Genomic DNA, 12,016 nt, shown 5'->3' with positions numbered 1-12,016 from the left:
CATATGTGCACACTTCTTCCCGTGGCACAGTGTCTGTCGTTCTGCGGCCGGAGCGCCTGCACGCGCCCCGGTCAGATGTGATTGCGCCGCGCTCAGTCGGCGGCGGTGGCGGGCTCGGGAACGGACGCGGCATCGCCGCCGTCCGCCCCGCACTCCCGCTCGGGCGGGCCCTGCTCGCGCTGCTCACGCAGCTCGGCGATGGCCGCCTCGAAGTCTTCCAGCGAGTCGAAGGCCCGGTACACGGACGCGAAACGCAGGTACGCGACAAGGTCGAGTTCCCGCAGCGGTCCCAGTATGGCGAGCCCGACGTCATGGGTGGACAGCTCGGCGCTACCGGTGGCGCGCACCGCCTCCTCGACCCGCTGGCCGAGCTTGGCGAGGGCGTCCTCGGTAACCGGCCGCCCCTGGCACGCCTTGCGCACGCCCGCGATGACCTTGGTGCGGCTGAAGGGCTCGGTGACCCCGCTCCGCTTGATCACCGTCAGGGACGCCGTCTCGATGGTGGTGAAACGGCGGGAGCAGTCGGGGCACTGGCGACGGCGGCGGATCGATGTGCCGTCGTCGGTGGTGCGACTGTCCACGACCCTGCTGTCCGAGTGCCTGCAGAAGGGGCAGTGCATGGCTCCACCCTCCTCACCTCGGAACTGCGCGGACGTACGTCGCCGGAAGCCCGCGTACGACTGATCGGCCCCACGAGGGCCCTTTCCAGGCCCTCGGAGCAGTCACCAGCATAGGCGATGCGCGGGGGCCCACCGGACCAGACACCACAACTTGTGGGCGGTCGGCGCCATACAAGCACTAGATGTGGTGTCGGGACGCACATAGCCGCCTACCGCGTGTCGCGGTGGCGGCGGACTGTCGGGGTCGCCCACGAGCGTACGGGAAGCCCGCCGCGAGGCGACCCGCAGGGGCCGGAACGGCGGGATCCGCAGGCAGCGACAGAGGCGCAGGGCGCGATCCGGACGGCCCCGCGCCGCCCCCTCCCACCCCGCTACGGGCACGCACGGGCCGAAGGGGATAATACGGAGCGAAGTGGCCTTCGGACCCCACGCCACGGGCGATGCCGGGAAAGCCGCCTCACCCGTCGACGCCCCGATGACTCTTCACCGAGGCTTTGCCGTCTTTCCGAATGCGACGGAGTCCGCGGGAGATACGGCGCGGCGGACGCGGAGCCGAATCGCCGTTCGGGCTCCTGGCCTATACACCAGACATGCGAGCGAGTCAGCAGATTCGCTGTTTTTCACTCGAACGTGTGTTTGGCGCAACCTTTCGAAAGCAACTACCGTTGGCTAACTAGGGAGCACATTCCGAGAGGGGCCGACGTGACCACCACCGCAGACAGCGCGACCATCACCGCACAGAGCCACTCCCAGAGCCGGTTCGAACACCCTCAAGTGGCACGGAGCACACCGATGGACGACGCCGCGCCGGATACTGCGGAGCAGAAGCCCACCCGTGCGCTGCCGGGACGGCCGCCGGGGATCCGGGCCGACAGCTCGGGGCTGACCGATCGCCAACGCCGCGTGATCGAGGTCATCCGGGACTCCGTGCAGCGCCGCGGGTACCCGCCGTCGATGCGGGAGATCGGCCAGGCCGTCGGGCTCTCCAGCACCTCCTCCGTCGCCCATCAGCTCATGGCCCTGGAGCGCAAGGGCTTCCTGCGGCGCGACCCGCACCGCCCCCGCGCGTACGAGGTCCGCGGCTCCGACCAGGCCAGCAGCGCGGCCACGGAGACGGCGGGCAAGCCCGCGGCGTCCTACGTCCCGCTCGTCGGGCGGATCGCCGCCGGCGGCCCGATCCTCGCCGAGGAGTCCGTCGAGGACGTCTTCCCGCTCCCCCGGCAGCTGGTCGGCGACGGCGAGCTGTTCGTCCTCAAGGTCGTCGGCGACTCCATGATCGAGGCAGCGATCTGCGACGGCGACTGGGTCACCGTCCGCCGCCAGCCCGTCGCGGAGAACGGCGACATCGTGGCCGCGATGCTGGACGGCGAGGCCACCGTCAAGCGCTTCAAGCGCGAGGACGGCCATGTGTGGCTGCTGCCGCACAACGCCGCCTACCAGCCGATCCCCGGCGACGAGGCCACCATCCTCGGCAAGGTCGTGGCGGTCCTGCGGCGGGTCTGACCTCGCCCCCACGAGCGGGCCCCGGGACCACTGCGCCGGTTCCGGGGCTCTGCGCTGCCCGGCGACGCCCGGCCGCCGGGCTGGGTCACGCGCCGCTTTCCGCCTCCCGGGCCGCCGCATCGATGGCCGCGAGCGAGCGGCGGACCTGATTGCGGTCGGTGGTGTACCAGAAGTCCGGCATCGACTTCCGCAGGAAGGAACCGTACCGGGCCCGCTCCAGCCGGGGATCGAGAACGGCGACGACGCCGCGGTCCCCCGTCGCCCGGACCAGCCGTCCGGCGCCCTGCGCCATCAGCAGCGCGGCATGCGTCGCCGCCACCGCCATGAAGCCGTTGCCGCCGGCCTCCTCCACCGCCTTCTGGCGGGCGCTCATCAGCGGATCGTCCGGACGCGGGAACGGCACCCGGTCCATCACCACGAGCTGGCAGTTCGGGCCCGGCACATCCACGCCCTGCCACAGCGACAACGTGCCGAACAGGCAGGTCCGGGCGTCCGCCGCGAACGTACGGATCAGCTCGCCCAGAGTCTCCTCGCCCTGCAGCAGCACCGGCATGTCGAGACGGCCCCGCATCGCCTCGGCCGCCGCCTGCGCCCCGCGCATCGACGAGAACAGGCCCAGCGTCCGGCCGCCGGCCGCCTCGATCAGCTCCGCCAGCTCGTCGAGCATGTCGTCCCGGCTGCCCTCCCGGCCGGGCTGCGCGAGGTGCTTGGCGACGTAGAGGATGCCCTGCTTGCCGTAGTCGAAGGGCGAGCCGACGTCCAGGCCCTTCCAGACCGGGGCGTCGTCCTCCTGCACACCCTCCGGGGAGAGGCCCAGGGACGCGCCGACGCCGTTGAAATCGCCGCCCAGCTTCAGGGTGGCGGACGTCAGCACCACCGAGCGGTCCGCGAAGAGCTTCTCGCGCAGCAGCCCGGAGACCGACAGCGGCGCCACCCGCAGCGACGCACCGAAGCGGTCGTGGCGCTCGTACCAGACGACGTCGTACTCGGAGCCGCCCGCGATGCGCTCGGCGACGGCGTGGACGTTCTCCACCGAGGCGAGGGCCTGCTTGCGGACCGCGTCCTCGTCCTGGACGTTCTTGTCGCGCGTCGAGCCCAGCGCGGAGATCACCGTACGGGCGGCGTCCCGCAGCGCCATCAGGCAGTAACCGAGATCCTCGGGGATCTCCGCCAGCCGGCCCGGCAGCGCCAGCTCCATCAGCCGCTCGAACGTCTCGGCCGCCGTCTGCAGCTGGTCGGCGGCCTTTTCGTTGACGAGCTTGGCAGCGCGGCGGACCGCGCGGTTGACCTGGCCGGGGGTCAGCTCGCCGGTGGCGACACCGGTGACCCGGGAGACCAGCTCATGGGCCTCGTCGATGATCAGCACGTCGTGCTCCGGCAGGACCGGCGCGCCCTCGATCGCGTCGATCGCCAGCAGGGCGTGGTTGGTGATCACCACATCGGCGGTCTTGGCGCGCTCCCGGGCCGCCTCCGCGAAGCACTCGGCGCCGTACGCGCACTTCGAGGCGCCGAGGCACTCCCGGGAGGCGACCGAGACCTGGCCCCAGGCACGGTCGGAGACGCCGGGGGTCAGGTCGTCCCGATCGCCGGTCTCGGTCTCGTCCGCCCAGTCGCGCAGCCGCAGCAGGTCCTTGCCGAGCTTGCTGGTGGGCGTCGCCGCCTCGAACGGGTCGAAGAGCCCCTCCTCCTCTTCCTGCGGCACGCCCTCGTGGAGACGGTGCAGGCAGAGGTAGTTGGAGCGGCCCTTGAGCATGGCGAAGTCGGGGCGGCGGCGCAGCTGCGGATGGAGGGCGTCGACGGTGCGCGGCAGGTCACGCTCGACGAGCTGGCGCTGGAGGGCGAGAGTGGCCGTGGCGACGACCACGCGGTCGCCGTGGGCCAGCGCCGGCACCAGATAGCCGAGGGACTTTCCGGTGCCGGTGCCGGCCTGGACCAGCAGATGCGACTGGTCGTGCACGGCCTCGGCGACGGCCTCGGCCATCGCCACCTGGCCGGGCCGCTCGGTGCCGCCGACGGCGGCGACGGCGGCGTGCAGCAGATCGTTGAGGGAGGGCTTCGTCATAGCGTGGCCAGCCTACGCGGGACCACTGACAGCCCGCCCCGTCACGGCGCGTGCAGCGGGTTGGGGACGGTCCCGTGGACCGTGGCGTGCGGGCGCTCGGCGCGGTCGCGGTAGCCGTCGGTGTGCAGCCGGTTGCGGTTCAGGCACAGCCGCTCGATCCGCGGGGTGAGCAGATCGAAGAGGGCGTGCCGTTCCTTGAGGGCGGGGAAACGTTCGTGGTGGCGCAGGATCTCCGCCCGGACGAGGGACCAGAATTCCCTTTCGGGAACGTCCAGTTGCTCCTCGCAGAGCGGCGCGAGGTAGCGGAAGACGCCGATGAACAGCCCGGAGTGGATGAACTGGGTGAGGAACGCCGGGGGCTCGGTCAGCAGCACCTCGCGGACCTCGTCCGGCATCGCCCCGTGCTCGGGCAGCGGGGTGGCGCTGATGTTGACGTCGTCGACGAAGTCCTTGACGGCCAGCCGTACAGGCACGTCCCGGTCGTCGAAGACGACGATGGCGTTCTCGCCGTGCGGGGAGAAGACCGTGCCGTAGCGGTAGAGGAAGTGCAGCAGCGGCGGCAGCAGCGCGGCGAAGAGGTGGCGCAGCCAGACGCGGGGCGCAAGACCCGAGCGGCGGACGAGCTCGGCGGTCAGGGCACGGCCGTGCGGGTCGGTCTGGAGCAGCGAGGCGAGGGTGCGGGCGCGCTCCCCGGCGTCGAGGTGGCCGGTGAGCGGCTCGCGCCAGATACAGCCGAGCAGCTCCTTGTACTGGTACGGGACGCCGGGCAGCCGGTCGTAGAGCGGGTGGTGGACGGTGACGGAGGCGGTCTCGCCGAGGAGGATCACCCGCGTCTCGTCGCGCAGATACGGGTCGTGGTCGCGCAGCGCGTGGACCCAGCCGGTGACGGCGGGGGCGGCGGCGGTGCGTTCGGTGGGCAGTCCGCGCCAGACGAGGGTGTTGAGGACCGACAGCGGGAGCTTGACGGTGCGGGCGTGCGGGCGGGTGATGTTGAGGAAGGTGCGGATCGACTGCTGCGGCAGGCGGAGGTCGTTGTCAGTGGGGAGCGCGATGATGGATCTGTCGGCGAGTTGCGGCGCGAAGAGCGGTGCGACGGTCTCGTCCCACTGCCAGGGATGGACGGGGAGATAGAGGTAGTCGGCGGGGTCGCGGCCCTCGGCGGCGACGGCGCCGGCGAAGCGGTCGCGGACGGCGGGGGGCAGCTCCTCGCCGTAGAGACGGTCGGGGGTGGCCAGTGCGGGGATGCCGCGGTAGTGGGCGAGGTCGCGGTGGGCGGCGAGCCAGGGCAGGCGGTGCGGGGTGCGGGATTCGGGGGCCCACTCCGCGGTGTCCCGGGCGGAGAAGCCGAGCCGGCCCTTGTTGGCGACGAGCCAGGGGTGGCCGCTCTGGTGGCCTTCCAGGGAGGCGTAGTCCAGGTCCGCGAGGGCTTCGGCGTCGAGCGCGGTGGCGTCCAGCCGGGCGTCGGCGGTGAGGGTGGCGGTCAGCTCCCGCAGCAGGTGGCCGGTGGTGTCGCCGGGGAGTTCCAGGACGGTGTCGTGGGCGCGGGCGAGGAAGCGCAGCGGATCGGCGTCCGGGGTGAGTGAGTCGGGGTCGACGCGCCAGTGTCCGTAGGCGCCGCGGCGGGCGGTGAAGCGGTAGACGAGGTCGTCGGCGACGGGCAGCCGGTAGCAGGCGGGGCGGCCGTCGGGGATGGCGGGCTCGGTCGTATCGGGGGCGGGCACGGCGGGCGCGGGCCCTGCGGCGCGCGGGTCGGCCGCCTGCTCCGGCCTCCGCCCGGGTTCGGGCTCCGCCTCCGGTACGGGTTCCGGGCGGATGATCTCCTCGTAGGCGAACTCCGCCAGGGTCTTGGCGAGCAGGCGGCGGGCGGCGCGGCGCCAGATGTGCGGGGCGGGCCGGATGTCGTCGGCGGCACGGTGTGCGGCGGGCCGGTGGTCAGCGGTCACGGCGGGACTCCTCGTTGTGGGACCGCACCGGCACGGCGGGGACAAGCCGGCGGTCACCGGATGGTTGGGGGTCGGTCAGGGGCGGCGCGTTTCCTTCGGAGGGGCGGTGGCGCGGGAGGGGGGCGCTCCGGAAAGCGGTGCGGGGCCGTCGGTGGACGGCCCCGGGTCAGAGCGGGTCGAGGGGGTGGCGGTCTCGGATCATCAACGCCGCGCGTTTGCCGGGCAGTTCGATCTCGTGGTCGTAGCGGAATCCGGCGGCGAGGAAGGCGGAGACGGAGGGGGTGTTGCGGACGTCCGGTTCGGCGACGACGCGGGTGCAGCGCGGGCGGTGGGTGAGGACGAGGTCGGCGACGGCGCGCAGCAGGGCCGTGCCGAGGCCGCGTCCCCGGTGGTCCGCGCCGAGGAGGAGGTGCACTCCGGTGTCGTGCGGGCGGGCCGGGTAGTGGCGGGAGAGTGGATCGAGGTCGGCGCGGTAGACCTCCCAGTAGCTCATCGGGACGCCCGCCAGGACGCCGAGGCAGGGGACGCTGCGGCCGTCGCCGGTGAGCTGGGGGCGCAGATGTGCCGCGGTGACCTCGTCGGGGCCGGGCAGTTCCCAATAGGCCGCGACCGCCGGATCGTTCATCCACGCCGCGATACGGGCGAGGTCGGCGGCGGGATCCACGGGGACGAGGGCGAACGGTCCCTCGGCGGTCCGGGCGGGCGGCCAGTCGGCGAGCCCGTCGAGGAGCGGCCCGGCGGGTCCGGCGTGGGCCGGGGGACGTGCGGCGGGCGGCTCCGGGGCGTGCGGCGACTGCCGGGCGGGGGTGGTGCCGGAGCCGGGTTCGGTGGGTGGCACGGCGGCGCTCTCCTCTCGTGGCCCGGAGCCGCGGATCGGCGCGGCCCCGGGGCGGGCGGGCCGGGGCGGTGACGGGTGCGCCGCGCCCCGGGGTGTTCCGCTGGTTGCGGGTGCAGGTGAAAGGCCCTAGGCGACCAGGGGGTTGGGCAGGGCGAGATAGACGGATTGGGTGTCGACGGGCCCGACGAGTTCGTCGAGGCCGTGCAGCCGGGTGGCCAGATTGGCCTTGCAGCGCAGGGTGCGTGTGGTCAGCAGCAGCTCCGGGAGGCGGGAGCGGTGGGCCACGGGCGCCGTGGCGGCGTCGGCGAGGAAGTGGCGGAAGGCGGCGAGCAGGACCTCCTCACGGACCAGGCGTTCGGCGCCGAAGGCCCCGATGAGGCCGAGGACGTTGTTGATGGCGAGGTAGTAGGCGAAGCGTTCGTCGGTGACGTCGTCGGGGACGAAGGTGTCGCTGGCCTCACCGAGACCGGGCAGGCGGGCGGTGAGTTCGTCCCGCCGCGAGGTGCGGAAGTAGTAGCCCTGGTTGTCGCGGTAGCGGCCGCCCGCGGGCCAGCCGTCGGCGTCCAGGAGGACCAGGGTGTTCTGCTGGTGGGCCTCCAGGGCGACACCCGCGGTGCCGTCGAGCCACAGGACGGGCCGGACGACCGCTTCGAGGTAGCGCAGGAACCATTCGGTGGCGACGGCCGAGGGGGGCCGACCGGTCCGCGCGCCGAGGGCGGTGACGAGGACGGCCAGGCGGGAGCGCATCGCGGGACGGCCGGGCCAGGGCCGGGGAGAGGTGAGCCCGGCCAGGCAGACCGCGTCGTCACCGGGGCGGAAGGGGTGGTGGCGGACGACGGCGTCCAGGCCCTGGACGGGGGCACCGTCCGGGCCGTCGACGGCGAGGTAGGCCGGGTCGCGGATGATGTCGAACCCGGGGTGGACGGCCTGCCAGTCGGCGGCGAGGCCGGTGCGCAGCAGCCGGTGCATCTCGACACCGCGGAGCAGTTCCTTACGGAGGTTCTCCCGGCGGGAGTTGGTGATCCGCAGCCCGAGGGAGAGCTTGAGCATCGCCTCGGAGCCGGGGCGGCAGACGGTGCGGACCGAGGAGGTCGGGTACCAGGTCTCCCCGCCCGGCCCCAGGTCGGTGAGGGCACCGGAGTCGAGGAGGGCGGCGACCTCGGGGCGGGTGGCGAGATCGCGGGCCTGCCAGGGGTGGAGCGGCAGCGGGACGGTGCCGTCGGGCGGGGTCGGGGCGCCGGCGGCGAGGGCGTGGGCGAGCCGGTCGGCGGGGACGGTCCGGCCGCGTTCGGTCCAGGCGGAGTCGGCGGCGAGGACCGAGGGGTGGACGGCCATCCAGTGCAGGGCGAAGCCGCCACGCAACTCGGGTGCGTAGGCGTGGTGTTCGGCGTCGGTGAGGCCCTCGCGGCTCTTGGGGGTGGGGTGCAGCGGGTGGCCGAGGAGGAGGGACTGCTCGCCGTCGAGGAAGCGGGAGTGTCCGGCGTCGGCGGGGCGGGCGCGGCGGTCGGCGAGGAAGACGGCGGTGGTGCGGACGGAGGAGGCGACCCGGCCGACGAGGTCGGCGCCGTCGCCGCAGGCGGTCTCGGCGCCGGGGCGGGCCGCGCCGTGGGTGGCCTCGCGGCGCAGCAGTGCGGCGAGGGTGACCGCGTCGAGCGGGGCGGCGTCGGCCGGGGCGCCCTCCAGGGCGGGGGCGCCGAGGCGGTGCAGGCCGGTGGGCGACCAGTAGCGGACGGGGACGTGCAGGGCGGTGGCGCTGGCGTGCAGCGGGATGCGCAGCCGGCCGCCGGCCGGGCGGTGGCCGCCGCTCTCGCGGATCCAGCAGCGCAGCAGGTTCTCGACGGCGGCGGCGTCGGCGGCGCGGGCGGGGTCGGGGTGGTCGAGGGGGTCGGGGTCCGTGGGGAGGGGGTGCGGTACGGCGTCCGGTGGCGGCGCGGGGTCGGCGCCGTGCCGCTGCTGCTGGCGGGGTACGGCCGGGCCGAAGGTGTCCGGGTGGTGGGCGGGGCGTTCGGGGGCCTGCGTCCCGTCGGTCGCGGGGCGTTCGTTCATGGGGAGGTGCCTCACTGTGTGGGGTGGGGAGGGCGTGCCGGTCCGCCCGGGGCGGGGCGGAACACTGCGGCTAGAGGGTGTGCGGGGTGCCGCCTCGCGAGCCGGGTGGCGGCGTGCGGACGCACTCCAGGGCGTCGGCGAGGCGGTCGAGGATCGCTTCGGCCTGTTCGTCGGTGAGGGTCAGCGGCGGCAGCAGCCGGACGACGGACTGGTGGCGGCCGCCCAGTTCGACGATGAGGCCGCGGTCCAGGCAGGCGCGCTGGACGGCCGCCGCGAGGCCGGGGTCCGCGGGCAGATCGCCCGCCGGGCCCGCTTCGGCCGCCGGGTCGACCAGTTCGACGCCGAGCATCAGGCCGCGGCCGCGGACGTCGCCGATGCAGGGGTGGGCGGCGGCGAGGGCCTGGAGCCGGGCGAGCATCCGGGCGCCGAGGGCGGCGGCGTGCCGGTCTAGTCCGGTCTCGCGGACGTGGGCGAGGGTGGCACGTCCGGCGGCCATCGCGAGTTGGTTGCCGCGGAAGGTCCCGGCGTGCGCGCCGGGCCGCCAGGTGTCCAGCTCCTCGCGGTAGACGATCACGGCGAGCGGCAGGCTGCCGCCGATCGCCTTCGACAGGACGAGGACGTCGGGGACGATGCCGCTGTGCTCGATGGCCCAGAAGGCACCGGTGCGGCCGACGCCGGTCTGGACCTCGTCGACGATCAGCGGGATGCCGCGGGCGGCGGTGATCTCCCGCATCCGCCGCAGCCAGGCGTCCGGGGCGGGGATCACGCCGCCCTCGCCCTGGACCGGCTCGACGATCAGCCCCGCCGGGTCGGGCACCCCGCTCTTGGGGTCGTCGAGGAGGGATTCCGTCCAGCGGGCACCGAGTTCGGCGCCGCGGGCGCCTCCGGTGCCGAACGGGCAGCGGTAGTCGTACGGGTAGGGCAGGCGGGTCACGGCGGTGTGCCGGGCGCCGCCGGACGCGGCGAGGGCGCCGGTCGTCATGCCGTGGTAGGCGCCGGAGAAGGCCATCAGCCCGTCCCGACCGGTGGCCGTGCGGACGAGGGTGAGGGCGGCCTCGACGGCGTCCGTCCCGGCGGGCCCGCAGAACTGGATCCGCGCGTTTTCGGCCAACTCGGCGGGCAGCGAGGCGAACAGCTCGGTGACGAAGGCGTCCTTGACCGGGGTGGCCAGATCGAGGACGTGCAACGGGGCGCCGGAGTCGAGGACGGCGCGGACGGCTTCGAGGACGACGGGGTGGTTGTGCCCCAGGGCGAGCGTCCCGGCGCCCGAGAGACAGTCGAGGTAGCGGCGGCCGTCGGCCCCTTCGATCGTCAGCCCGCGGGCGCGCACCGGCACGATCGGCAGCGAGCGGGCATAGGTGCGGGCCGCGGATTCCCGCTGGGCCTGCCGTCGCAGGATCCCCTCGTGGCCCGGCGGCGGGGCCGTCGGTACGGATTCGGTCAACGCCACGTCGGTCGTGTCCTCCGGATGCTGAGCTACGGCGCACGGGGCCCGGCGGGCGGCCCGGCGTTCCCCCGTACGTACCAACGACGCTCGCGGCGCGGGATCACGGTCGCGGGGAAAGATCGTTACTCCCCAGGCCGTTACCAGCCGGAACCGGGGGCCCGGCTAACGTCGTCCCTCTCGGCACCGGCATAGTGGGGGCCTGCGTCCGGCGGGCTCGGCGTTCATGACAAGAGCCGCGCGGGGCGTGCCACCGCCGGTCAGATTCGATGTCTCAGGGGGAGTTCACCCATGCGTTCCATACGTCCGCCCGCCCGCCGCACCACGTCGCGCGCACGCCGTTCCCCGGCCCTGGCCGCCGCGCTGACCGTCGTCGTGGCGCTGACCGCGACCGCCTGCGGGCCCGACGGCGACGCGGATGCCAAGGCCAGTGCGTCCGCGGCGCAGGACGCCCCGGGCGGCACCGAGATCAAGATTCCGCAGGACGTCCAGGAGAAGCTGAAGAAGCACGGCTTCGACCTGGACAAGTGGAAGAACGGCGAGTGGAAGAACTGGGACCGCGACAAGTGGCTCCGGCAGGCCGGCGAGTTCATCAACCCGATCATCAAGGACTTCTGGAACCCGGACAAGATCGAGAAGGTCAAGCCGCCGCAGGACCCCAGCAAGCCCGAGGACATCTCCGAGGACCAGGGCAAGACCGACCCGGAGCCCGCAGCGGTGCCGGCGCGGGCGGTGCAGACGCCCTACACCTCCACCGCGCCCGGCGTGGGCCTGCTGCTCTTCAGCACCCCCGAGGGTGAGTCGCGGTGCTCGGCCACCGTCGTGAAGGACCCGGCGCACCCCGGCAAGTCCAACCTGGTGTGGACGGCCGCGCACTGCGTGCACGCCGGTAAGAACGGCGGTTGGTACCGCAACATGATGTTCGTGCCGAACTTCAACCGGAACGGCGCGTCCGCCGCCGAGATGAAGACCGCGCCGTTCGAGGACCGCGTCCCGGCGGGCAAGTGGTGGGCCGACGACATGGCCACCTCCAGCGAGTGGATCAAGGACGGCGGCGCGGTGCCGGGCGTCCCGATGGCGCCGTACGACTTCGCGCTGATGCACGTCAAGCCGGAGGAGGGCAGCAGCGGCAAGTCGCTGGAGGAGATGGCCGGTGGCGCGTACACCGTCAACTTCAACGCGCCCGCGATGAGCAAGATCCCCAGCCTGACGGCGCAGGGCTACCCGGCGGAGGCGCCGTTCGACGGTGCGCTCCAGGAGCAGTGCACCGACAGGCCGACCCGGCTGTCGATGGACGCGGCCAAGCCCACCATGTACCGCATCGGCTGCACCATGACCGGTGGTTCCTCCGGTGGTCCCTGGTTCGCGAAGGGCGCCGACGGGCAGCCGGAGCTGATCTCCAACATGTCGATGGGTCCGCGTCCGGCCAAGTGGGCGGCCGGTCCGCACCTGGGCCCGGAGGCCCGGAACATGTTCCACGCGATGAGCAAGCGCTGGGCGGCCAAGGGCTGATCCGCCCCTGACGACCCGATAGCGTGAAGGGCCGCTCCCCTCGGGGGA

The 12,016-nt window shown here is 73.6% G+C and carries 8 protein-coding genes; 2 read left to right on the top strand and 6 right to left on the bottom strand.

Translation table 11 applies throughout. The features are described from left to right. Positions 1-92: 92 nt before the first annotated feature. Positions 93-620 carry a transcriptional regulator NrdR gene (gene nrdR, locus ACZ4U4_RS04650; protein WP_384601943.1) on the bottom strand — a complete coding sequence of 176 codons (528 nt, stop codon included), beginning with the start codon at positions 618-620 and terminating at the stop codon, positions 93-95. Positions 621-1,322: 702 nt separating this feature from the next. Between nrdR and lexA the strand changes: the two genes are divergently transcribed. Next, positions 1,323-2,123, top strand: a complete 801-nt coding sequence (gene lexA / locus ACZ4U4_RS04645; protein WP_467868989.1) for a transcriptional repressor LexA — start codon at positions 1,323-1,325, stop codon at positions 2,121-2,123. Between the two features lie 85 nt (positions 2,124-2,208). Here the strand turns inward: lexA and ACZ4U4_RS04640 are convergent, their stop codons facing one another. From ACZ4U4_RS04640 to ACZ4U4_RS04620, 5 genes are all read right to left on the bottom strand, one after another. After that, entirely contained in the window at positions 2,209-4,185 is a 1,977-nt protein-coding gene (locus ACZ4U4_RS04640) for an ATP-dependent DNA helicase (protein WP_467868988.1), read from the bottom strand. Between the two features lie 41 nt (positions 4,186-4,226). After that, on the bottom strand, positions 4,227-6,083 hold the full coding sequence (locus tag ACZ4U4_RS04635; RefSeq protein WP_467869757.1) for an IucA/IucC family protein: 1,857 nt from the start codon (positions 6,081-6,083) through the stop codon (positions 4,227-4,229). Between the two features lie 211 nt (positions 6,084-6,294). Next, the gene (locus ACZ4U4_RS04630) at positions 6,295-6,966 is read right to left on the bottom strand and encodes a GNAT family N-acetyltransferase (protein WP_467868987.1); all 672 of its coding nucleotides are present in this window, start codon (positions 6,964-6,966) and stop codon (positions 6,295-6,297) included. Between the two features lie 126 nt (positions 6,967-7,092). Next, positions 7,093-9,012, bottom strand: a complete 1,920-nt coding sequence (locus ACZ4U4_RS04625) for an IucA/IucC family protein (protein ID WP_467868986.1) — start codon at positions 9,010-9,012, stop codon at positions 7,093-7,095. Between the two features lie 70 nt (positions 9,013-9,082). Then, positions 9,083-10,462, bottom strand: coding sequence for a diaminobutyrate--2-oxoglutarate transaminase family protein (locus ACZ4U4_RS04620; RefSeq protein ID WP_467868985.1), 1,380 nt, complete (start codon positions 10,460-10,462; stop codon positions 9,083-9,085). Between the two features lie 285 nt (positions 10,463-10,747). On the opposite strand from ACZ4U4_RS04620, the gene ACZ4U4_RS04615 reads away from it, so the two are divergent. After that, a complete protein-coding gene (locus tag ACZ4U4_RS04615; RefSeq protein WP_467868984.1) occupies positions 10,748-11,968 on the top strand; it encodes a trypsin-like serine peptidase in 1,221 nt (406 codons plus the stop codon). Positions 11,969-12,016: the final 48 nt, after the last annotated feature.

Source organism: Streptomyces sp. NPDC029159, from assembly GCF_055564055.1.
This window is presented reverse-complemented; position numbering and strand designations above follow the sequence as displayed.

What these genes read in the sequence shown, in the direction of transcription:
- nrdR (WP_384601943.1), bottom strand. Translation starts at nt 620, where the DNA reads ATGCACTGCCCCTTCTGCAGGCACTCGGACAGCAGGGTCGTGGACAGT.
- ACZ4U4_RS04640 (WP_467868988.1), bottom strand. Translation starts at nt 4,185, where the DNA reads ATGACGAAGCCCTCCCTCAACGATCTGCTGCACGCCGCCGTCGCCGCC.
- ACZ4U4_RS04625 (WP_467868986.1), bottom strand. Translation starts at nt 9,012, where the DNA reads ATGAACGAACGCCCCGCGACCGACGGGACGCAGGCCCCCGAACGCCCC.
- ACZ4U4_RS04615 (WP_467868984.1), top strand. Translation starts at nt 10,748, where the DNA reads ATGCGTTCCATACGTCCGCCCGCCCGCCGCACCACGTCGCGCGCACGC.